The sequence below is a fragment of the Armatimonadota bacterium genome (assembly GCA_017303935.1).
Lineage (GTDB): Bacteria > Armatimonadota > Fimbriimonadia > Fimbriimonadales > Fimbriimonadaceae > JAFLBD01.
The window spans coordinates 282,096-304,745 of the sequence record JAFLBD010000002.1; the positions used below are offsets into that span (position 1 = coordinate 282,096).

Annotated in this window: 18 protein-coding genes; 16 read left to right on the plus strand and 2 right to left on the minus strand. The window is 55.1% G+C overall.

All coding sequences use genetic code 11. The features are described 5' to 3' along the window. Positions 1-114: 114 nt before the first annotated feature. On the plus strand, positions 115-2,802 hold the full coding sequence (acnA, locus tag J0L72_05970; GenBank protein ID MBN8690323.1) for an aconitate hydratase AcnA: 2,688 nt from the start codon (positions 115-117) through the stop codon (positions 2,800-2,802). Between the two features lie 75 nt (positions 2,803-2,877). Here acnA and J0L72_05975 read toward each other — a convergent pair whose 3' ends face one another. Continuing rightward, the gene (locus J0L72_05975; GenBank protein MBN8690324.1) at positions 2,878-4,656 is read right to left on the minus strand and encodes a type II/IV secretion system protein; all 1,779 of its coding nucleotides are present in this window, start codon (positions 4,654-4,656) and stop codon (positions 2,878-2,880) included. A 267-nt stretch (positions 4,657-4,923) separates the two neighbouring features. Here J0L72_05975 and J0L72_05980 point away from each other — a divergent pair, with 267 nt between their 5' ends. The 5 genes from J0L72_05980 to J0L72_06000 are packed head-to-tail and all read left to right on the plus strand — an operon-like array spanning position 4,924 to position 10,562. Further along, positions 4,924-6,810, plus strand: coding sequence for an arginine--tRNA ligase (locus J0L72_05980; GenBank protein MBN8690325.1), 1,887 nt, complete (start codon positions 4,924-4,926; stop codon positions 6,808-6,810). A 4-nt stretch (positions 6,811-6,814) separates the two neighbouring features. After that, the gene (locus J0L72_05985; protein MBN8690326.1) at positions 6,815-6,985 is read left to right on the plus strand and encodes a hypothetical protein; all 171 of its coding nucleotides are present in this window, start codon (positions 6,815-6,817) and stop codon (positions 6,983-6,985) included. Next, positions 6,982-8,094, plus strand: coding sequence for a radical SAM family heme chaperone HemW (gene hemW, locus J0L72_05990; protein MBN8690327.1), 1,113 nt, complete (start codon positions 6,982-6,984; stop codon positions 8,092-8,094). Before J0L72_05985 ends, hemW begins: the two co-directional genes overlap by 4 nt. Positions 8,095-8,118: 24 nt before the next feature. Then, the gene (locus J0L72_05995) at positions 8,119-8,862 is read left to right on the plus strand and encodes an ABC transporter permease (GenBank protein MBN8690328.1); all 744 of its coding nucleotides are present in this window, start codon (positions 8,119-8,121) and stop codon (positions 8,860-8,862) included. A gap of 38 nt (positions 8,863-8,900) precedes the next feature. Next, the gene (locus J0L72_06000) at positions 8,901-10,562 is read left to right on the plus strand and encodes a hypothetical protein (protein ID MBN8690329.1); all 1,662 of its coding nucleotides are present in this window, start codon (positions 8,901-8,903) and stop codon (positions 10,560-10,562) included. On the opposite strand, the gene J0L72_06005 is transcribed toward J0L72_06000, so the two are convergent. Beyond that, positions 10,559-11,077, minus strand: a complete 519-nt coding sequence (locus tag J0L72_06005; protein ID MBN8690330.1) for a hypothetical protein — start codon at positions 11,075-11,077, stop codon at positions 10,559-10,561. The two genes, J0L72_06000 and J0L72_06005, sit on opposite strands and share 4 nt — an antisense overlap. 126 nt (positions 11,078-11,203) lie before the next feature. Between J0L72_06005 and J0L72_06010 the strand changes: the two genes are divergently transcribed. From J0L72_06010 to J0L72_06055, 10 genes are all read left to right on the plus strand, one after another. Beyond that, positions 11,204-12,109: a zinc ribbon domain-containing protein gene (locus tag J0L72_06010; protein MBN8690331.1), complete on the plus strand. Its 906-nt coding sequence runs from the start codon at positions 11,204-11,206 to the stop codon at positions 12,107-12,109. Then, positions 12,106-12,594: a SprT-like domain-containing protein gene (locus J0L72_06015; protein ID MBN8690332.1), complete on the plus strand. Its 489-nt coding sequence runs from the start codon at positions 12,106-12,108 to the stop codon at positions 12,592-12,594. Before J0L72_06010 ends, J0L72_06015 begins: the two co-directional genes overlap by 4 nt. Before the next feature lie 41 nt (positions 12,595-12,635). Beyond that, complete coding sequence (locus tag J0L72_06020) at positions 12,636-14,180, plus strand: NAD(P)H-hydrate dehydratase (GenBank protein MBN8690333.1); 1,545 nt, start codon at positions 12,636-12,638, stop codon at positions 14,178-14,180. Next, a complete protein-coding gene (locus J0L72_06025) occupies positions 14,129-15,376 on the plus strand; it encodes an FHA domain-containing protein (protein MBN8690334.1) in 1,248 nt (415 codons plus the stop codon). The genes J0L72_06020 and J0L72_06025 overlap by 52 nt, the downstream gene beginning before the upstream one ends. Before the next feature lie 29 nt (positions 15,377-15,405). Further along, a complete protein-coding gene (locus J0L72_06030; GenBank protein ID MBN8690335.1) occupies positions 15,406-16,689 on the plus strand; it encodes an FHA domain-containing protein in 1,284 nt (427 codons plus the stop codon). 2 nt (positions 16,690-16,691) lie between these two features. Next, on the plus strand, positions 16,692-18,113 hold the full coding sequence (locus J0L72_06035) for a VWA domain-containing protein (protein ID MBN8690336.1): 1,422 nt from the start codon (positions 16,692-16,694) through the stop codon (positions 18,111-18,113). A gap of 26 nt (positions 18,114-18,139) precedes the next feature. Beyond that, a complete protein-coding gene (ndk, locus tag J0L72_06040; GenBank protein MBN8690337.1) occupies positions 18,140-18,556 on the plus strand; it encodes a nucleoside-diphosphate kinase in 417 nt (138 codons plus the stop codon). A 111-nt stretch (positions 18,557-18,667) separates the two neighbouring features. Next, positions 18,668-20,269 carry a DUF1573 domain-containing protein gene (locus J0L72_06045; GenBank protein MBN8690338.1) on the plus strand — a complete coding sequence of 534 codons (1,602 nt, stop codon included), beginning with the start codon at positions 18,668-18,670 and terminating at the stop codon, positions 20,267-20,269. Then, a complete protein-coding gene (locus J0L72_06050; protein MBN8690339.1) occupies positions 20,266-21,426 on the plus strand; it encodes a cytochrome c family protein in 1,161 nt (386 codons plus the stop codon). Before J0L72_06045 ends, J0L72_06050 begins: the two co-directional genes overlap by 4 nt. Before the next feature lie 413 nt (positions 21,427-21,839). Further along, on the plus strand, positions 21,840-22,643 hold the full coding sequence (locus J0L72_06055; GenBank protein MBN8690340.1) for a hypothetical protein: 804 nt from the start codon (positions 21,840-21,842) through the stop codon (positions 22,641-22,643). The last annotated feature ends 7 nt before the right edge of the window (positions 22,644-22,650 follow it).

Here is a 22,650-nt window from a genome sequence, read left to right on the forward strand (position 1 = left end):
CCGACTATACATGCAGTAAATTACATGAAATCGTTTGCATAATATGATTTCAGGTAGAATTTTTGTAAAATTGCTCCCCTCTGACTGAAGCTAGGGAAGCAAGAGAATTGAAACATGAATAGCTTTGGCGCAAAATCGGTGCTCGAAGTAGGGCCCAACTCGTTCGATTACTACCGGCTGGGGGCATGCGCCACTGAAGCGCAACTCAACCGACTCCCATTCAGCCTTCGCGTTCTGCTCGAGAACTTATTGCGAACCGAAGATGGCGTGAACATCACCCGCGATGATGTCCAATCTGTTCTCGCCTGGGATCCCAAAGCCACTCCAGATCGCGAGATTAGCTTCACTCCTGGCCGGGTGCTCCTCCAAGACTTCACTGGTGTACCTTGCGTCGTGGACCTAGCCGCAATGCGCGACGCGATCGCCAAGTTTGGTGGCGACCCAAAGAAAATCAATCCGCTCCAGCCAGTAGAACTCGTCATCGACCACTCGGTTCAAGTCGATGCCTACGGAAGCGATGCTGCACTGCAGATCAACCGCGACTTGGAATACAGCCGAAACCAGGAGCGATACGAGTTTCTGCGTTGGGGCCAACAAGCATTCGATAATTTTAAGGTTGTTCCGCCAAACACGGGAATCGTCCACCAGGTCAATCTGGAGTACCTCGCCCGAGTTGTGATGACCAACGGCAAGCTGGCATACTTCGACACTTTGGTCGGTACCGACAGTCACACGACGATGATCAACGGCCTGGGCGTTTTGGGTTGGGGTGTTGGCGGTATTGAAGCGGAAGCCGCTATGCTGGGCCAGCCAGTCAGCATGTTGATCCCACAAGTGGTCGGATTCAAGCTCAATGGCAAATTGAGTGAGGGTGTCACCGCGACCGACCTCGTCCTTACAGTTACAGAGATGCTCCGCGCACACGGCGTGGTCGGCAAGTTTGTAGAGTTTTATGGTGCGGGCGTTTGTGCGCTACCATTGGCAGACCGCGCTACCATCGCCAACATGGCTCCGGAATATGGCGCGACGATGGGATTCTTCCCGATCGATGAAGAGACTCTTCGATACCTTCGCGTTAGCGGCAGAGAAGAAGGTCAGATTGCCCTAGTTGAGGCGTACGCTAAGGCGCAGGGGATGTTCCTCGCGCCAGACAGTCCAGAGGCGGAATACACCAGCTATTTGGAACTAGATCTGTCAACCGTCGAACCGAGTGTCGCAGGGCCGAAGCGTCCGCAAGATCGAATTCTTCTTCGATCAGCCCGGGAGAGCTACTACGCTGCGTTTCCAAACATCGCTCGCCCCGGCAGTGCAACCGCAACGGCTACTATGGTGAAGCCAGCGATTGAACGCAATTCGGAAACCGAACTCACCGATGGAGACGTGGTGATCGCAGCGATCACGAGCTGTACAAACACGAGCAATCCGAGCGTGATGGTTGCGGCTGGAATTGTGGCCCGGAAGGCCGCAGCTCTCGGGCTCAAGCCAAAGCCATGGGTCAAAACATCGCTCGCGCCAGGATCAAAGGTGGTGACGGAGTACCTGACTTCCAGCGGACTCATCGGTGACCTCGACAAGATCGGTTTCAACGTGGTGGGCTACGGATGCACCACCTGTATCGGTAACAGCGGGCCGTTGCCAGAAGAAATCAGCAAGCAAATCCAAGCTGGCGACCTGAACGTAGTCAGCGTGTTGAGTGGCAATAGAAACTTTGAAGGCCGTGTCAATGCGGAAGTGAAGGCAAACTATTTGATGTCACCTCCGCTCGTCGTGGCATACGCTTTGGCAGGCACCATTCAGATCGATCTGACCACGGAGCCGCTCGGAATTGATGATCGTGGGAACCCGGTCTTCTTGAAGGATATCTGGCCCACTCAACATGAAGTCGCTGAGATTGTTGGCACCCACATCCGGTCCGATATGTTCCGAAGGATGTACAACGGGGTCTTCGAAGGCGACGAAAAGTGGCAAGGCATCGCGGTTTCGGCCAGCGAGCAGTACGACTGGAATCCAACCAGCACCTACGTCAAGCGCGCTCCGTACTTTGACGACATGCCGTTGGAAGCTCCAAGCAAGGTCAAGGAACTGACCGCGCTGCGCTGTATTGCAGTGCTGGGAGATTCAATCACCACGGATCACATCTCGCCAGCGGGTTCGATTAAGAGTAACAGCCCTGCGGGTTCTTACCTCTCGGCGCACAATGTTTCGCTCCATCTCTTTAATAGCTACGGTAGTCGCCGCGGCAACCACGAAGTGATGGTGCGCGGAACCTTTGCCAATATCCGACTCCGAAACCAAATTGCACCCGGAACAGAAGGTGGATTTACGACATACTGGCCGACGGAAGAAGTCACAACCATCTTCGATGCGAGTGAAAAGTACGCCGCCGCCGGAATTGGCGTCTGTGTCTTGGGTGGCAAGGAATATGGTTCAGGATCAAGCCGAGACTGGGCTGCAAAGGGTCCGAATCTGCTTGGGATCAAGTTCGTCCTCGCCGAAAGCTTCGAGCGAATTCACCGTTCGAACCTCGTTGGAATGGGAATTTTGCCGCTTCAGTTCATTCAAGGTGAATCGGTGGCATCGCTCGGCCTGACCGGCAAAGAGACTTTCTCGGTTATCGGACTCGCCGACGCCGTTGCCTCCGGATTTGCGAATGGCAAGGAGATCGAAGTGCGTGTCGAGGATGAGTCTGGAAACGATCGAATCATCAAGGCGATCGTTCGAATCGATACTCCAAAGGAGATCGAATACTACCGTCACGGCGGCATCTTGCTCTACGTTTTGCGCAGCTTGCTCAAAGACTGAGCAGCGTAGTCCCAGCAAGAACAAAGCCCGCTCGAATATCGAGCGGGCTTTGTCTTTTCTTACAACCGACGGGAATTAATAACCTGCTGTAAACACAACGCGCATGACTTCGCTTGGATCGGTCACGCCGTCCAAAACCTTGAACAGTCCGTCTTCGCGGAGTTCCTTCATGCCGTTTGCCTTCGCGGCCATTTTGATGTCGCCAAGCGGTGCGCGGCGAACGACCAATTCGGCGATTTCCGCGTTCATAGTCATCAGCTCGTGGACGCCCATTCGTCCGCGATATCCGGTCATTCGGTTCTCTTCAGCCGGAATGCCTCGGTACAACGTGACTTCTTCATCCGGGTCGCTCATTTCCATTCCGAACCGGCGAAGATCAATCGCCTTCACGGTGTAAGGCTCCTTGTTGTTCGGGTCAATTCGACGAGCAAGTCGCTGGGCTAGAACGCCGATAACGGTTGCCGAAATCAGATAAGGTTCAACGCCCATGTCCACCAAACGAAGCGTCGCGGACGGAGCATCGTTGGTGTGAAGGGTAGAAAGCACAAGGTGACCGGTGAGCGACGACTCAATCGCAATTTCAGCCGTTTCAAGGTCACGCATTTCACCGACCATGATGATGTCAGGGTCTTGCCGCAAGAACGCTCGAAGCGCCGTTGCAAAGCTCAAGCCCGCCTTCTTGTTCACCTGCACCTGTGCGATGCCAGGAAGCTGGTACTCGACCGGGTCTTCGACCGTGACGATGTTCACGCCAACGGTATTGAGCTTGTTAAGCACTGAGTATTGAGTGGTGGTCTTTCCAGAACCCGTCGGACCCGTACAAAGGAACATTCCGTTGGGCTGGCTCACCAATTCTTCGATGCGCAGTAGGTTCTCGTCTGAGAACATCAACTTGTTCAAGCCCAACATAACGCTCGACTTGTCCAGAATACGCATAACGATCTTTTCGCCAAACGGCGTCGGGATCGCGTTCACACGCATGTCGTAATCCTTGTTGGCGTGTCGAACTTCGATACGGCCGTCTTGAGGAACTCGCCGTTCGGCGATGTTCATGTCCGACATAATTTTCAAACGGCTGATGAGCGGTGCCTGCAAGTTCTTTGGCACAGTCATCGCTTCCATCAAAACGCCGTCAATTCGGTAGCGGACGCGCACGGCTCGGCCTTGCGGTTCCACGTGGATGTCCGAAGCGCGGTCTGCAATCGCTTGCTGGATGACCGCGTTTGCCAATCGGATAATTGGCGCCTGTTCGGCCATCTTTTCAGCGTCGGCATCACCACCGTCAGCGCCATCATCAAAAGCGGTTCGTCCTGCGCCAGCTTCAGCAATGGCTTGGCGGGCGGCTGCGCTCATCGCAGCAGGCGAGTTCGCGGCGGAATTCGCTGGTCCAGGAGCGGCTTGTTCTGGTGCGGCTTCGGCGCCGGAATAATACTTTCGGATCGCATCTTCGATCGCGCCAGGCACGGCCATCACCGGAATGACTCGAAGGCCACCGGTAGAGATTCGAACGGCATCCAGCGCGTCAATGTTATTGACATTGGACATCGCCACATAAATGCTATTGCCGTCTTTTTTGACCGGGATAACGTTGTGTGTGCTGGCAATTCTGGCAGGAAGAACATTGATTGCCGAAGATTCGATTGGTACTCGGTCGAGGTCAACAAATCCAACCCCAGCTTCTTGAGCTTGGGCACCAATCACCTCACGCTCGCCGCAAAAACCGAGCTTAACGAGGGACTTTTCGACTTTCTGGCCCGTTTGAGAAGCCACCTTTTCGGCTTCTACCAGTTGCTCCTTGGTAACCAGGTTTTTGGAGATCAGGAACTCTTTCCAACTTAATCGAGGTTGAGCCATAAACCTAGTTCCTTCCTCCACTGACTGCTGAATTCATTTCAAGCATTACGATAAATCTTCCTGTAACGGGTGATTTTAACCCGTTTGGACCATACAATGTCGAACTTGAGGGCATGATTTTTGCAGACAAGTTCAACTACGGACTAGACGGAATCTGTATTCTGAACGTTCGGTTGATTCGAATCCAAAAATCAGTGTAGAAAATCACAGGTTTTTTGCGAGTTGATCGTTGGCAATACCCTTCAGGTTCGGGGTACATCCTTTAGTGTGATTCGGAATGTCCTCCAGCAAAAAATTCAAGTTGCACTTGCCAAGCTCCAAGATGGCGGTGTGATCTCGCGGGCGGACTACCCTGTTCCCGATATTGCTGAACCCAAACAGCCCGAACATGGCGACTACGCTTGTAACATCGCGATGACCTCGGCCAAGCTCTCTGGACAAAACCCGAGAGCATTCGGTGAAGCGCTAGCAACCGTGCTGAGCTCTGATCCAGATTTTCTTGCGGTCGAAGTCGCTGGGCCAGGATTCTTGAATTTTCGCCTGAATCCCGCGTTCGCTGCGAGCTTTTTGTCAGATGTCATCCGCGAGGGGGAGAGCTTCGGGAAGTCCAAATCCGAGAATCCACTGCGCATCAACGTCGAATTTGTCTCCGTCAATCCGAACGGACCTATCACCATCGGATCCGGGCGAGGGGCAGCCTACGGTAGCACGCTTTGCAACGTTCTGGAAGCTGCCGGAAACACAGTCCACCGCGAATACTATATCAACGATGGCGTTAACAGCGAGCAAATGCGACTGTTTGCGGTATCGGTTAAGGCACTTGCCGAGGGTCATCCCGTTCCCGAAAATGGCTACAAAGGGGACTACGTTCAAGCCGTAGCTGATCAGATCGCGGTCGATAATCCAGGCCTCGCCGCAGCAGATAAGCCGGTCGAGTGGTACCAGATCGAATCCCAGAGGTTGATGCTGAAAGCCCAAAAAGAAGCGCTGACCGCGTTCGGAGTGGAATTCGACACTTGGTTCAGCGAGCAGTCGTTGCACGACGGTGGGCAGGTCGCCAAAGAATTTGAAACCCTTCTAAAAGGCGGCGTCGCTGATGAACTTCCCATTCGAAAGGTGCTCAAGCTAGCGAAAGGCGGCAAAATCGAGGACGTTCAGGAAGAAACCCAAGCTAGCGAAGAAGGTGAAGGATCGACTTCCACCGCTTGGTTGCGCTCGACGAAGTTTGGCGACGACATGGACCGAGTGCTTCGCCGCCGCGATGGAAGGCTGACCTATATCGCGAGCGATGTCGCCTACCATTGGGACAAATTTACTCGCCCAGCCGATGCCGACAAGCTGATCACCGTTCTGGGGCCAGACCACCACGGCTACATCGGCAGGTTGCTTGCGGTTGTCGGCGCGCTACTTTTGGCAGAGGGGAAGGTGCAGGATCCAACCCCAGGAGGAGAACTTTCTGAGATCGAAGCCAAGCTGTATTTCAGCCCACAAGATCGCGATCGATCCCTAGCCGCACTCGCACTAGCACGGCAAAAGCTCGAAGTTCAGATTTTCCAGCTCGTACGCTTCATGAAAGATGGTGCGCCGGCCCCGATGCGCAAGCGTGACGGCAATATTTATGCTCTGATAGACCTCATCCGCGAGATCGGTCAGAAGCTACGACCGGACGAAGCACCGGAGATTCAGAACGAAACCGGACGGGATGTCGCACGCTTCTTTTATCTGATGCGGTCGCACGACACGACGTTCGACTTCGACCTCAACCTAGCCGAGACGAAGAGTGACGAGAACCCGGTTTTCTACGTTCAATATGCCCACGCGCGAATCTGCTCGATCCTAGAAAAGGCTGGTGATCAATCCGGCGAAGTCAAGCTAGAGTTGTTGCAGAATCCAAAGGAAGTTGCCCTCATTCGCCAAATCTGCGACTTGCCCTATCAGATTCAAAGGTGCGCCGAAGACTACGGCGTGCACCGATTGGTGAACTACGCGATCGAATTGGCGCGAAGCTTCCACCATTTCTATGGCGAGTGCCGGGTGATCCAAGAAGAGGAACCTGAGCTGACCAAAGCGCGTTTGACCTTGTGTCGAGCGGCCCAAGTCGCTCTACAGTCCGCGCTGAAGATGTTGGGCGTTTCTGCTCCAACGAAGATGTAACACGATGTGGATCAAAGGGGTGATCGGTTCGGCAGTGGGCGGCGCATTCGGCTACGGATACACCGTTCTGCAGCAACACTATGCCCAGTACTGCGTCAAGTGCGAGATCTCCGCGCTCCCGATTGTCACCGGCGCAGCGATCGGAGCCGCTGTAGCACTGTTTAGCAAAAAATGAATCCAGTCTCGGTCTACGTCCACATTCCGTTTTGTCCCTCGAAATGTGGCTATTGCGACTTTAACTCCTATGCGATGACCGGCGAAATCGTTGACCGGACGACTGCCGCGATCTTGAGCGAAATTCGAAAGTCTCCGTGGGCGGGTCGCCCAGCCAAAACGATTTTCTTTGGCGGCGGAACGCCGACATTTTTGGAAGCGCAGGACCAGATTGAAATCCTGAACGCCATCATGGAAGCCCATCCTCCGACGGCCGATTGCGAGATCACGAGCGAGGCCAATCCAGGAACCGTGGACCAATCCAAATTCGCCGCGCTCCGTCAAGCAGGCTTCAACCGAATCAGCCTGGGCGGACAGAGCTTTGCACCGGAAGAACTCAAGCAACTCGGCCGCGTCCATGGTCAAGGCGACATCCACCGCGCAGTGTATGCCGCGCATGAGGCGGGATTTGAAAACATCAATCTCGATTTGATGTTTGCCCTACCGGGGCAAACGCTCGCTCGCTGGAAATCAAACCTCGACTTCGCGCTACAGCTTCCAGTAAATCACCTGTCGTTGTATTGCCTGACCATCGAGCCGAATACACGGTTTCACAAGCTACATCAGCGCGGATTGCTGGAGGTCTTGGACGAGGATCGACAAACAGAGATGTACGACTTGGCGGCCTCTCGGTGTGCCGAAAATGGGTTTGAACATTACGAAATCAGCAACTTTTGCAAGCCCGGATTTCAGTCACGGCACAACCTCGCGTACTGGCGATGCGAAGAATATCTGGCCTATGGTCCGGGCGCAGTCGGATGCTTTGACGATGGCGAAGGGCGACACCGATACACGAACTTGAAACATCCGACTGGGTATTCCAAAGCGGTCGAGTCTGGCGCCAACTTGTGGTGCGAACACGAAATCTTGACCGATGAAAATCGAAGGTTGGAGCAACTGATGATGGGGCTCAGATTGAGTGAAGGCGTCTCGATATCCGGCCTTCCAATCGATCAAAGCGAACTCCAGAAACTGGTCCATAGAGGCTGGCTCAACGCAGAAAGTGATCGGCTCAAACTCACCGATGAAGGTCGGCATTTTTGCTCCGAAGTGGCGCTTTGCCTGGCCTAGGTAATCTATCGCTTCGGTTAGACAATGAATTGGGTTTTGGCGCCGCTCACCTTTGTCGGGGAATCTTCGATCATCTTTTGGGATGCGATTCGCCGCCTTTTTCGCCGCCCGTTCGAATTCGGTGAAGTGGCCAACCAGATCGGTTTCGTTGCGCTGAATTCGGTGCCGATCGTCGCCTTGACAACGTTCTTTTCCGGTTCGGTTTTGGCACTCTATTCAGCCGAAATCCTGGTTCGGTACGGCGCATCAACTCTGGCGGGAGCAACCGTTGGCCTCGCTGTCACGCGAGAAATCGCGCCTGTTCTCGCTGGAATCATGGTCGCTGCCCGATGTGGCTCAACCATGGCCGCGCAGATAGGATCGATGGTGGTCACCGAGCAAGTGGATGCTCTTCGTGCCCTCAATGTCCATCCAACCAACTATCTGGTGATTCCGAGGATCGTGGCGTGCGTGGTCGGCGTACCATTTCTCTGCCTGATCGGGTGCTATGCCGGAATCATAGGAGGGATGATCCTAGCTCAAACTGCGGGAGTCCCGAATCAAGCCTTTTTGAACTCTTTGCGCCAATTCGTGATGCCGTGGGACATCATCGGCGGGCTGATCAAGACTCTATTTTTTGGGCTGATTATTGCGGTCGTCGCCTGTCAACAAGGGCTTCGTAGCCGGGATGGTGCGGTGGGTGTCGGAAGGGCGACGACCAACACCGTCGTGATCTCGATGGTCCTGGTTTATGCGGCAAATTTTGTTTTGGCCGCCATCCTGTATTAACGCTGGGTATTTGCCGATAATTTGGGCTAGGCCCAACGATGTCTGGAGTTCAGCTCGCCTTGATCGGGGTGCTCTTTGCACCTGATGATCCCTATGCCGCATGGTATCGGGAGGCACTGGAACACGCGGGGCTCATATTTGAATCCCTAGAGAGCATCACACCGAAGAAGCTGAACGAGCTTGATGTGCTCATCTTGTGCGGCAACGGAGAGTTGGGCGACGACCTCCCGTTAGTGGCGCAATGGGCCCTCGCCGATCACCACGGATTGGTGGTTTCGGGTTCGACTTGGGGGTTAGAACTGACGCTTGGCGTTCAGCCAGATCCGCATCGCCCGAAGATTGCTCAAGGCTTGATGAAGTTTTCTCGCCACGCCATTTGGCCGGAATCTGCGCGCTCAATTTGGTTCATCGGCGGTACAAGAGTTTCGGCGAATCAGGCCGTCCCGTTGATCTCCGCCGAAGATGGCTCTGTCGGACTTTCGAAGCTAGGCAGCGCATTTTTCTTGGCGCCGCATGTGGGGCGATCGCTCGGTCTGACGTTGATGGGAAAATCCGTCGAGAACGACGAAATCGGCCCGGACGATCCTTCGGTGGACTGGCATTCAGGTCCGCTCAGAGCAGAAATGGGCACCCGGCTGTCATTTCACGATCGAGTCGAAAATCTGTTCATCGAACCCCACGCAGACAACCTGCGCGAGCTCTTCCTCAAAACTGTTTTCGCTGCTGTCGATGTCACCAAGAAGAGTTGCGCGATCCTCTGGCACCTGCCGAACAATGCGAGCCATGCCGCGGTCTGCACAATTCAAAGCGACACAGCAAGTAACACCGATCTTTACAATCTCAACGCATCGCTGTTGATGCAAAACACCCGATGCACGATCCTCAGCCGGCTCAACGAGCATCCACCTGAGGTTTACAACTGGATGCGGCGTGTTGGTCACGAACTCGGATTTTCGTACGACGCTGATGACCCTGCGGGCTGGCATCCTGATCGCTATCGCGTGCAGACCAGCGCGTTGTGCCGACTAGCTTCGATTCCGTCGATCGCGGTTGGCAAAACGCTCCAAGGAAGTTGGAGCGGACTCACTCGGCCATACGAGATGTTTGAAACGGGCGGGGCGAAGGTCGTTCTGAGCAAAGGTGGACATTTTGCAGGGACTTCGGGATTCCTCTTCGGAACCTGTCACCCCTTTGTCCCGAAACACCGCGGCGGTAAGCCCTTTAATCTTGTCGAAATTCCGTACCACCTCATTGACGTCCCGGAAGTGACGGGAATCCACGCCTGCGAGAACCTGCTAGCAGCTGTTTGGGCGCGGCATGGCGTGCTCCACGGCATCGCGTCGACTTCCGTGGCGCGAACCGACGCTGGACTGGCTGGACTTCGAAGATGGATCGCCTTGGCCAAACAGTCTGGCGCTGAGATGTTGACCGCCGAGCAGCTAGGGAGCTTTGAGCGCGCGCGACGGTCTGTACGATCACAAATCGAATCTGGCGCGGTGCTCTCGCTTTCGTCGGACTTGGGGCTAGACGGCCTGACAATTTTGATATCAGGTTCGGGATTCTCTGGATCGGGTCTGATCGGTCGATCCGCCCCGCAACAAGTCACACGGTACGGTCGTGACTTTATGGCATTCAACGTCAGCTTGCCAGAACGCCGGATCGGATCGATCCGATTCCTCAGTGAACAGAAGGTCGCCTAAGCGATCATCAGCCGCTCTCGCACCCGCCGCAAGGCAAGCGCATATTCGTCAAAGTTCTGGCTCAATCGACGGTAGGTCGGCGCATCATCGTGATACGGCGGATAGTCGAACGTGCTGACTAGATGATACGAAGCCTTGGCCTGGCGTGGGTAATCGCAGATCAAGTCTCCGCCGAAACTCAGCTTTAATTGCCTTAGAAACTCCGGGAAAACCCCGCTCCAGAAGAGTAGGAAATCACCGATGTGCTTGTGGACCTGGCGTTCCCGCTCAAACGAGTCAGCATTCTGGGTCACATCTCCCTCGGCGAGCATCTCTGTAATGGCGACAATCCGCCTGCCGCTTTGGTCCCGAATCGCGAAAATCGAATCTGTGTGCAGAAACTTTGTCAGCATCTCGCTGATGTACGCTTCGATGGCGACCTCTTCGGCGCGGCCCAAATCGTCAAGGAGCGCGGCGCGTAATGCCGCGCGAAAAACTGTAGAAAGGTCAGTTCCAATGAGAGGCTCTCGTTCCAATTCGAAATCTCCTTAATTGACGTATTCCTTGTTTTGTTTGATAATATCTAACATTCCAGAGTTCGGCCAAGTTTCAACCGGCACGGAAGCACTCCAATATGCGTCCAATATTCTGAGTCCAACGTGATGAAATGTCCTAGGTGTCATGCCGACAATCCCGCCGGTGCTTCGTTCTGCATGCGATGCGCCAATCCGCTCGGCGCGCCACCTGCAGTGACTTCGATGCCGGTTTTGCCAAAGTCCAATTCACCTTGGAAATGGATCACGGGACTCGCCGTCCTTGCGCTGATCTGCGCGGGACTGGGGATGAGCGGCTTGTTGCGGTTCAACGCACAGCCAGCAAACCGCGATATGCTGCGCTCAGAAGCTCGGCACAAACCGGAACTCCTTGCAGTCGAGAAGAAGCCGGACAACAATCTCACGCAGGTTCCCGTTGAGGCTCAAGCCCAAATGCCCGCCGAAATTCGGGAATGGTTGGAGCACTTGCGAAAAACCGAAGAAGCTCGGCAGCGACTCTGCATGGGTCAAATCGGCGAGTTCACGGTGACGATGACCAAGCTCCAGGTTGCCGGTGCCGCTGACATGCTCAAAGACATGATGGGGGGCGACGAAACCGCTTTGCAAGAAGAACCGCAGGAGCCCTCCTCTACAACCGAAGTGCATCAGGCATTTGAATCTGCACAGAAAGATTGGCGAGAGCTTCGGGCGCATTTTGAATCCAAAATTCCTCCTCGCGAATGTGAAGCGGCGGCGGATGCTTACAACGTGGCTCTGAGCGAAACCAGCGGGATGATGCTCGACCTAATGTCGGCACTCGATCGCGCGGTTTCTGGTACCGATGAAGACAAGCAGGCCGTCGTTGGCGAGCTGAGCAAGATGAAAGGTAGTAGCAAGGCGATCGATGAAGCAGGCGGGAAAACCGACGCTGAAGTGCAGGCGATTTGCGATCATTACAAGGTCCGCAAATGGTTTGGCATCGCGTCGGATATTGGCGGCGGCGGTCTATTCAACGGTACAGGGATAGGGTTTTGAGCGAGCTTGACCCGTTAGCGAGAGCACTTCTCTCGGAGCTCTGCCAGAAATTCCCAGTCGGCCGCGAAATTGGTCTGCACTGGAAGCGGTACCGAACTACAGCCGGGACGGCAAATTACCGCCACTTTGTTATCTCACTCAGCCCGATCGTGATCACCGACGAAGAGAAACTGCGCTCGACGCTAATCCACGAGTACGCGCACTTGCTAGCTTATGCACGTGCGGGCAGGAAGGGCGCAGGTCATGGATCAGCGTGGCAACAAGCGATGAGAGACTTGGGCGCCGAGCCGAGGGTCACACACTCCTATCCGGTCCAACGAAATCAATCGCGCCAAGTTGTTGAATATCGCTGTGTAAAGTGCGGATTCTCGTTTGAAAAGAAGCGCCGTTTCCCCAAGCGGCGAAAGTATATTCACCGGGATTGCGGCGGACTGATTCAATTTGTACAAATCCGTGCTGAAATCTCTGAGTCCGAAGTCGCGTAGAGGGCATTGTGTGGATCGCTTCCGCAGCTAGAACAAGAGAAATGGACCGTGACGCGATGCACGAGTTCGGAATCCCCGCGATGGTGCTCATGGAGCGCGCGGGTCTGGCCGTGTTTGAGGTGATCAAAGAACTTCTCCCTGATCAGGGCCGGATTGCCGTCGTCTGCGGCAAGGGCAACAACGGCGGCGATGGATTGGTCGTTGCTCGGCTCGCGCACGAAGCGGGTTTTCAAGTTGAGTGTCTGGTCGCTGCCACTGAATCTGAATTGAGCGACGATGCTCGAACCCAACTCAATGTTAGCCGCGCGCAAGGCGTCCGTCCGATCTTTTTCGACGACGAACGCTGGATGCGTAAGAGCGATTGCATGGGCATGATGGACTTGGTCGTGGATGCTCTCTTGGGCACCGGCGCCAGCGGTGAAGTTCACGGCCCGATCCTTGAAGGAATCCGCGCGATCAACCGAAGCGGCGTCCCTGTGGTGAGCGTCGATGTGCCGAGCGGAATCGACACCGATACCGGCGAGGATTTGGGCGAATCCGTTTGGGCTCTTCGAACGGTGACCTTTGGAGTCCCGAAGCCGTTCCTTTTCCAAGGTATTGGATTGGAGCACGCTGGATATTGGAGTGTCGCAGAGATCGGCTATCCAAGCACCTTGCTCGAAACTCCAACCGATGCGCGAGTCCTCACCGACCAATGGGTTTATGATGTGATTCCTGAGCGACTTCGCTCGGCGCACAAGCGAGATAACGGCCACGTCCTAGTGATCGCAGGTAGCGACACCATGACAGGAGCGGCTTTGCTCGCGGCGAAGGCGGCGCTCAGAGCAGGCGCGGGCCTTGTCACCTTGGCAAGCACTACCGCAGTGTGCAATGCTGCCGCCTCCTACCTCCCGGAGGTCATGCACATCAGGCTTCCAGATACTGATGGCGAAATCAATGAAGCCGCGATTGACGTTCTTTTAGCGGCGAATTTGATGATCGATTCCGCCGTGATCGGGCCAGGCATGGGGCACTCACCCCATGTGATCGAGTTCTTCAAGGCACTCTTTGCGGATTGGGAAGTGCCATCTGTTCTTGACGCAGACGCGCTCAACGCGGTCGCTACGGGAGTACAACTCCCCCAAGGTGAATGTGTTCTCACGCCGCATCCAGGCGAGATGGCACGGCTCCTCAGTTGTTCGACGGCCGAAGTCCAAACGGACCGCTTCACCACGATGAAAGAGGCTGCGAAGCGATTTGGTAAGACAATCGTCCTAAAGGGACCGCACACCATCGTCAGTGAGCAGCATCAGCCCTTGGGCGTCAACCAGACCGGAAACAACGGCATGGCGACCGCCGGGATGGGAGATGTCCTTTCTGGCGTGATCGGCGCGTTGCTCGCGCAGGACCTGCCGCCATACTGTGCGGCATGTGCCGGAGTCGCCTGGCATGGTGCGGCTGGAGATGTTTGTGCCGATCGAATCGGCCCTGTTGGCTACCTCGCTAGCGACGTCGTAGACAGTTTGCCGCAAGCTCGGGCTAAACTAACGGCATCGTGCGACGCCCGAATCCGCATGCGACCATTGCCTTCTTCTTGTCAGTTCTAGCAAGTAGTTGTCCGGCTCAGGTACGCCTAGTTTTTGAATCCGCTGCGCCAAGAATCGCCTGGGTAGGCGCCGCCAACAGCTTCCGCCCGCCTGCAAACGCAACCAAATCTAGCGAGAAGGAAATCGCCCTAGCGACCGGTTCAGGAGGTTCCAACACCCACGTTTTTGTCGTTGATGAATCCATCGGCAACTTGGCTACGAAATCACTCAAGGATGCTGGCCCGGTTTGCAAACTGACTCTCCTCGACTTCAATCGCATCGCGAAGCTGACCGTCAATGCAAAGAAATCGGACGCACCGCTGGCTGCGGGATTGGTGGTTGTGTCCTCGGGCAAGGAAACTTTCAAAGCGTTGCTCACACCGTCGGACCAGGGCTCAGTGGATGTTTATGGAGTGCCACCAGGTTCGATTACCATCGCCGTAGAAACGAACAAGTCTGGCGAGCCGGTCAAAATCCCGAAGCAAGTTACCGAGATCGCAATGGATCGTAGCGCGGAGGATCTATCGCCGACCATAGACTTTGCCATTTCAGCAGATGTGGACATCGTGGCACCTGCTAACGAAACCAAGGAGACCCCCAAGCCCGATTCCAGCCCTGAAACATCGCCTGGCGCCAGCACTTCCTCGGATAAGGGCGGGGTGAATCCATTGATCTACATACTCGCACTTGGAGCGATTGGCGGTGTCGCCTACGCTCTCATCAAGTACTTGCCCCAACACAAGGACAAGATCGATGCAGAATTGAAGAAGATCGGGGTTCAAATCCCAACAGATCCATCTGTTCAGCCCGATGACCAGGCACCTCCTGCACCACTGCCCGATATCCCAGTCGCGCCAGCGACCATAGATCTGGGCTCAGAAGCTTCGATTGCACCTGCGTCCCCAGTGGTTCAGCCCAGCGCAACGCCGATGGAACCCACACTGATTTGTGGCGCAAGGTCTATCGTCTTAACTCCTGGCTCTCATACAGTCACGCGCGAACCTGGCAGCCTGCTGAGCTTCGAGGGCGAATCGTCTGTTAGCCGTGCTCATGCCGTTGTCACGGTGGATGGCAATGTAGTCACGATTTCGGACTCCGGTTCGACCAACGGCACCTTTGTAAACGGTGCGAAGATTGAAACTCCGACCCAGCTCAAGAATGGAGATACCGTTCACTTCGGGGCGATCAAATGTGAATTTCGAGGTGGTGCAGCATAGGACGCGCTGTTTTATTAGCATTTGCGGGATTGGTTGGCGGCGCGATCACTTTTGCTATCCGGGAGCCGTTCAAGCCACCCTATGGCGACATGCAGCGCTGGTCGCAATGGGAGGGTGTCACGGGGCTTTGCCTCGGCTTTCTCATTGGAGCGTTGATTGGAATTGTTTCTGGCTACCTGCAAGGCTCGAAAGTCCACTCGATCCGAGGAGGCATCGTGGGAGGCTTGGTCGGCGCAATCGCGGGTTCAGTAGGCATATCCGTCGGTTCGGTTGTGTTTGCATTTGCGCAAAAGTTGCCATTGGTGGGTCTGGCCGGAGGAGTGCCAGCCAGAGCATTGGGCTGGGGAATGATGGGCGTTGTCATTGGCCTAGCTGAAGGCGGCGTCGGACTGAGCCTGAAGCGCGCTTACTATGGGCTGATCGGTGGCCTGCTGGGTGGAGTTCTCGGCGGAGCGCTCTTTGAAGTTGCTGCGATGTCCATTGGTACCGCACAAGCGACCGTCGAAGGCGGACCCGCAGAAGTCGGCACCGTCCCTCGCGCGATTGGATTTGCCGTTCTTGGCGCGGGTATCGGGCTGATGATCGGTGTCGTAGAGGCGCTTTCACGAAAGGCTTGGGTGCGCCTGATCCTAGGCCGCAACGAAGGGAAAGATTGGAGCCTCGATGCGCCCGTGACGGTGCTTGGAAGCTCTGAGAGTGCCCACATTCCATTGTTTGGTGACCCGAACGTAACCCCGCAACACGCCTGTATCCGAAATGAGCGCGGACAGTACGTGATCTACGACATGAACACGCCAATTGGGATCGCCGTTAGTGGTGTCCCGACTCGGCAGGCGATTTTGCGGCCGGGTGAATTCTTCCAAATAGGTCAACACCTATTACAATTCAACTTGCGCGGACATGCTGCCCCAGCCGCGATGCCTGCGAGCATTCCGGCACCAGCCCAAGTCCCGATGCAAACTCAGCCCCCAGCACCGATCCAGACGCCTTCAGCTCCCACGGTGGCCATGCCCGCCGCTGTTCCCGCTTCAACCCAACTCAGCATCGTTGCAGTCACCGGCCCGATGACAGGTCAGCGATTCCCTGTGACTCAAGTTGTCGAGTTGGGGAGAGAAGGCGGTTCGATTCCGTTGTCATGGGACACCCACCTCAGCCGAAAACACGCCCGTATCGAGCCAGCAGGGCAGCAATTGCGGCTTGTCGATCTCGCGAGTACAAACGGAACAATGGTGAACGGTCAGCGAATCGCTGACGTCCTTTTGAAGCCGGGTGATCGTTTTACGATTGGAGCCACAACCTTTTTGATTGAATAGCCATGTCTAATCCAGATCCAAACAAGACTGCCGCCATGCCGGCGATGCCAGGATTCGATCCGAACCGAACGATCGTCACTCCGATTGCTCCTGGGAGCTTGACAGGCACCGGCAGTACCGATCCGAACCGAACAGTCGCGATGACTGCCGCTGTGATCCCAGCAGGGATTAGCGCCGAAATTACGAGCAGTCGCGACGCGACGATGGCGAATGGCCCTGCTCGCGAGCAGTTTTTGTTGGAGATTCATGGGCATTCGGGTGATCCGGGCCTCCCAGGGATCAGCGAGAACGCGCCGCGAACTCCGCTGAACCTCTGCTTAGTGCTCGATCGGTCCGGTTCGATGGAAGGCGCACCGCTTGAATATGCCAAAGCCGCCTGCAATTATGTGATCGACTTCTTGGGACCGAACGATGTGCTCAGCATCGTCACCTTCGAAGAGTACGTTCAAGTTTTGATGCCGCCCCAACGGATGACGAATCGCGAGGCGGTCAAGGCGGGTGTCCGCGGATTGACGGTGGGCAACACCACGAACCTGTATGAAGCGATCAGCTCTGGCATATCGCAGATCATGAGCGCGGCAGACCCGACAAGAGCGACTCGAATCGTGGTGCTCAGCGACGGCGACCCAACCGCTGGGATCAAAGATTTTCATAGCCTAGTGAATCTCGCTGGGGAAGCCAAGCAAAAGGGCGTCACCATGACATTCCTTGGATTCGGGCCAGATTACAATGAGGAACTCCTGGCCGCGATGGCAAAAAAATGTGGCGGAAATTACGCCTACATTCCTCGGCCCGAGTTGATTCCAGAAGTGTTCCGGTTGGAAGTCGACAAACTCCTCGGGGTGATCGCCATGAACGTCAAACTCGACCTCAAGCTGGCACGATGGGTTCAACTCAAAGCCGCAACCGGATTGGCGCAACCTCCATCAGGCAACGAATTTCAGATTCAACTCGCTGACCTTGAACGCGGCGAACTGATCCAAACCGTTTTTGATCTTGAGTTCACGAATCACCCGCTGGGGCATTACCGCGTCATGAGTGGAAGACTCAGCTATCAAGATGTCGGCACCGGTTCGATGATCACCACCGACCTCGACTTCGTGATGGAATTCACCGCCGATGCCGCCCGTTATGGCGTCCCGCCGAACGCTAAGGTCCGCCAAGTGGCCAACGTAGCGACCGCTAGCAAGGTGATGGAAAAGACCATGATGGGTCTACGAACGGGTCAATTCTCGACGACTCAAGCCTTGGACGAACTGCAAAAAACCCAAGCTCTGTTGCTCACCGACGGACGGATTCAAGAAGCGCAGGAAGTCACCCTTGCCATGAGAGCGCTGCAAACCGGCGACTCGGGAACTGCTCAAAAGACTTTGATGGGAACGGTGGTGAACCTGGATCAAGGTAAGTCCAAGCCGAATCCGTAGAGGGGCCAAAAGGTATCCTAGGGGATATGAGTGAAAAGACTCTTGTGCTTATCAAGCCAGGCGGAGTGAGCCGTGGGCTTATTGGAGAAGTGACTCGGCGCGTCGAAGCTCGAGGACTGGTTGTTGCCGGTATGAAGTTGATCAACGCAGAGCGATCGACCGTTGAAGCGCATTACGCCGAACACAAGGAACGACCGTTTTTCAAGGATGTTTGCGACTACCTCACGAGCGGCCCAATCGTGGCGATGGCCGTCAGTGGCGACAACGCAATCAAAGCCATTCGAACCATGATGGGTGCCACCAACCCAATCGATGCCACTCCTGGCACGATCCGTGGCGACTTCGCGCTGACCATCGACGATAACTTGACCCACAGCAGCGACAGCCCAGAATCTGCGGCTCGCGAACTTGGTCTCTGGTTCCCAGAAGGCACCGCCCGCTAAATCGTCTTAGACAGTTATCTTGGGCATCGGCGATTTCCAGATTTGGAAGCTCCGGTGCCCAATTTGGTTTTAGAACACCTCACCCGTTTGATACGTCGTACAAACTGAACTATGCCGTTGCCCTCCGCGCTATCGTTGCTACTCCTCACGCTGGCACCGCCGAGCCTTCCTGAGCCGCCTCCAGGTTCGGGCGAATGGTATTTGCAAACGGTGGCAGAGGTCCGGCGCGATCTGGCAAAGGGCAGTTTTAGTTCAGCCGCACAGAAGGCCGGAAAGCTTCCAGACGCGAATCTCTCGGTGCAGTACGACGACCGCGCCGTTCCTGCCGCAAAGCGGCCCGCTTACAAAGTCGCGTTCGATCAAGCCATCGCAGACTGGAAAGGGGTCGTAAACAGCCTCAAAGTTGCGCCTGCCAAGGTTCCGGATGTTTTGATCAACTTTGCCGCGACCCTGCCCCCGAATCCAGATTCAACTGGGCCAGCCGGAGCCGTATTCTTCACTTCTACTGCGCCGAATGATCCTTCCGTTGAAGGGGTGATTGCCCTTTTTCGGGGTACCGAAAAGCGTGAAATTACGCCGGTCGATGTTTACAACGAAACGGTATTCGCGATTGGCACTCATTTTGGGTTCGCTCGGGCGCCGCGAGCAGGTTCTGCCATGTTCCGCAGCGATGTCCCAATGGCAGGGCGAATGCGACCGAACGTGCTTCAAGGTGGACTTGCCGCCAAGAATTTTGAGCTGACTCAAAAGCTCAGGGCCGCAGCCAAGGCAAAGCAGAAGGTTCCATTTGCTGTGCCGAAGCTCTTGATTCAGCCGGACAAGGTTGTCGCTAAGCCTGTCGGGCAGGGCGATGATCTTTCATTCTCGATCCAAATCACGAACCAAGGCACTGCTCCACTTCGGTATTCGATGGTGCCGGATTGCAGTTGCTTTTCCATCCGCCAATCGGCCCCAGTAGAACCAGGCTCCACCATCGCTGTTCCTGTGAAAGTGGACACGGTGAACTTCGGCGGAGTCAATGATAAATTCATTTTCTTATACACAAACGACCCCGACCATTCTCTAAAGTTGATTCCGGTTCGGTTCGAAGTCATTCCTCGATACAAGTTCCTCTGGAACGAGAAAGTGGACGTTCTTCAGGTCGATGATTCGGGAAGAGTGGTCCATCTGTATTTAGCGGTGGATCCAAACCACCCGATGAAGATCAAAGGAATCGACTTCAACGGCGTGGCCGGAGCAGGGGATTTTGAACCCTACACTGGCCCTCTTCCATGGGATTCTAAAGTGCAGATTTCAGGCTATAAACTTGAACTGTTGTTTGGTCCAAACATCGGTGAAGGGCGAAAGCCGGTGACGCTGCAGGTGTTAACAGACGACCCGGATGTGCCCGAAATTCGTTACTCGTTTTATCTCCAACGAGGGATCGCGGCCTCACCAGGATTTGTCTATTTAGGCGAAATTGGCAAAGGGAGCCTGCGAGCAACCTCCATTGTTAGCCGGCCCGGAAAACCGTTCAAAGTAACCAAAATTGAATCGGATAACGGTCTTTTCACTGCCAAGCTCGAGCCCTTGGCGAATCCATGGGAGTACAGAATCGTGATCTTGTACAAAGGTGGCGGACCGATCGGCGAGCTTGAAGCGAACATCAAGGTTCACACCGACGACCCGAAGCAACCGGTGGTCAATATCAATGTCACCGGTGTTGTCAAATGAAGTTCTTTCTGGCACTGGTTGCGGTGGTTCCCTGGCTCGCGCTCACGCAAGTGCGGCCAAGCCAGGAAACTGTCATCCTGATTTCCGGGAATCTGAACGGCTACTTATCGCCTTGCGGATGCACGACCCCAATGGAAGGCGGAATCCGGCGACTCGGCTCGGCGATCAAGGCGCACCAAATCCCTGGTCGAACTCTTTTTCTGGTGAACGGGCCTCTCACCGCCGGATTTGGCCGGCAGGATGAGTTGAAGCTAGAATCAGCCGCTGAGGCGTATGGTTCGCTCGGTATCTCAGCGATCAACTATTCGCAAATTGACGCTAAACTTGGCCCCGGTTCACTGGAAGCGCTGACACGTTTCACAAAAAATCGGGTGGTAGGGCGCGAAGTTCAACCCTTGGTCCGGCAGAATGGGTTCGCGATCTATGGCCTCCGATCCGGAGACCCCACTCCAGTCTTTGAACCTAAGTCCATCGTTCTCTTCGAAGGTCCGCGAGACTCAGCGATGAAGTTGGCAAAGGACAATCCCAAAGTCAAGCTGGTTGTTTATGTGGCGAACTCTCAATTTCCGCCATTGCCCAGCAAGGTCGGTCACTCCTGGATCGTGGCCTCGGGAGAGAAAGGCAAACGGGTCTTGAAACTCACTCTCAAAGGAGATCTTTTCACTAGTTATCAGATCATCTCACTCGGTCCAGAATGGACCGACGATGCCGCAATGGGCCGGATATTCTCCCGCTACCAAACACGCATCGATCGAGAGGGACTATTAGACCTCCTCCCTCGCCGAAACACGCCCGAATACGCTGGTTCGCTTGCTTGTCGGTCCTGCCATGAAGAAACGTACAAGATTTGGTCCAAAACTCAGCACAGTACGGCGCTGAGCACTTTGGAAAAGGTCGGACAGGCTCGCGATCCGGATTGTGTGAGCTGCCACGTGGTCGGGCTCGAAAGTCATTCAGGTTTCGTGAATAGAAGCTATACAAATGACCTTGCAAATGTGGGGTGTGAGTCGTGCCATGGTCCGGCCAAAGCGCACTCGATGGCTCCCAGTGAGAACCCAATGCAGAAAGTTGGAGCCAAATCATGCGCTCCTTGCCACAATCCCGCCCATAGCCCGAAATTTGATTACAACTCCTACTGGGAGAAAGTTAGACACTAATCCACTTGATGTGGAAAACGGGTGCAAAACAGCGAAAAATGGTGAAATCCGTCGAAAAGCGGGCGATTTCGGGCGATTTGTGGCTTGCAATATCGAAATCATTCGAAATTGAGACCTTGCGCTATGGTGCCCACTCCGATAACAATGTTCTCTATGGAAGGTCAACCACTGGTTGAGTTTCCCCTCGTAATTCGAAGACCATGTCCTCAACTTTGCCCCAAAAGGGGTCAACGAAAATAACTGATCAGAGCGCGAATCGCGTTCAATTTTCGGCAAATTCGTCCAGACCTCTGCAAAAGTTCGCCGTGGTCGGATCGAACTGCGAAGCGATTCAGGGGGCATTGCTATTCTCTAAATATCAAACTCCTTTTGTCGCACTGGTGGGCCCAACGGGGTGGGGAAAAACCCATCTCTTGGAAGCGGTCGCAGAGGAGTTCAGGCCTCTGCACCGCAAGCCCATCCAAGTCCAATCCGCAACGACTTGGGTCGAGCAATCTAGCTCGCGTGAAAACTGTCTGCCGGTCATTCTCGACGACGTTCAAACCTGCCTTCAGAGCCAGCGACACCGGCAACAACTCCGGTCCCGCCTAGAGCGCCGAGTTCGGCTTGGAAGGCCAACTTTGCTCAGCATCACCACCGATCGCCGACAATCGCGGTTCGAGCACATGCTCCCAATCGAGAAGGCGTGGAACGTGTACACACTGCCAGAGCCGCGCTCAGACGAGTGGGTCACAATCCTGAACCGCCTGCTCGAAAATGAGGGATTGGAATTTTCAGAGCGCCTGAAGTCGGTAATGGCTCGGAGGCTCGGTGGCAACGGTAGAACGATGCACGGCGCTTTACAGCGCTTAAAGCTCGTGGGCGAGCATTGGTTGTCCGAGGAGGACGAATTGCGCGCGCTTGGTTACCTTCGGCCATTTTTGAAACGCTATCCAAATTCTGGGATGCGCGAACGGATCGACCGGGTTATCAGGGAGGTTCTGAACGCTGATCAAGATCCGTCCATGACGGAATTCAGCCGGTGCGTAGCGATTTATGCGATGCGCCGCTTCTTTGAGCTGGACGAGTCCAGCATTGCCGAATTCTATGGAATTTCTCCCGGCGATGTCTACACGTCCTATTCGACGATCTGTAAGGCGATTCAGGTGGATGATTCGATGCGGCGGCTGCGAGATCTCAGTTTTGCGGCGTTGTCCGAGTCGCTCGATTCTCTTTGAAGATCGA

What these genes read in the sequence shown, in the direction of transcription:
- J0L72_06045 (MBN8690338.1), top strand. Translation starts at nt 18,668, where the DNA reads ATGCCGTTGCCCTCCGCGCTATCGTTGCTACTCCTCACGCTGGCACCG.
- J0L72_06020 (MBN8690333.1), top strand. Translation starts at nt 12,636, where the DNA reads ATGGACCGTGACGCGATGCACGAGTTCGGAATCCCCGCGATGGTGCTC.
- J0L72_06050 (MBN8690339.1), top strand. Translation starts at nt 20,266, where the DNA reads ATGAAGTTCTTTCTGGCACTGGTTGCGGTGGTTCCCTGGCTCGCGCTC.
- J0L72_06010 (MBN8690331.1), top strand. Translation starts at nt 11,204, where the DNA reads ATGAAATGTCCTAGGTGTCATGCCGACAATCCCGCCGGTGCTTCGTTC.
- J0L72_05995 (MBN8690328.1), top strand. Translation starts at nt 8,119, where the DNA reads ATGAATTGGGTTTTGGCGCCGCTCACCTTTGTCGGGGAATCTTCGATC.
- J0L72_05985 (MBN8690326.1), top strand. Translation starts at nt 6,815, where the DNA reads ATGTGGATCAAAGGGGTGATCGGTTCGGCAGTGGGCGGCGCATTCGGC.
- J0L72_06035 (MBN8690336.1), top strand. Translation starts at nt 16,692, where the DNA reads ATGTCTAATCCAGATCCAAACAAGACTGCCGCCATGCCGGCGATGCCA.
- ndk (MBN8690337.1), top strand. Translation starts at nt 18,140, where the DNA reads ATGAGTGAAAAGACTCTTGTGCTTATCAAGCCAGGCGGAGTGAGCCGT.
- J0L72_05975 (MBN8690324.1), bottom strand. Translation starts at nt 4,656, where the DNA reads ATGGCTCAACCTCGATTAAGTTGGAAAGAGTTCCTGATCTCCAAAAAC.
- J0L72_06000 (MBN8690329.1), top strand. Translation starts at nt 8,901, where the DNA reads ATGTCTGGAGTTCAGCTCGCCTTGATCGGGGTGCTCTTTGCACCTGAT.
- acnA (MBN8690323.1), top strand. Translation starts at nt 115, where the DNA reads ATGAATAGCTTTGGCGCAAAATCGGTGCTCGAAGTAGGGCCCAACTCG.
- hemW (MBN8690327.1), top strand. Translation starts at nt 6,982, where the DNA reads ATGAATCCAGTCTCGGTCTACGTCCACATTCCGTTTTGTCCCTCGAAA.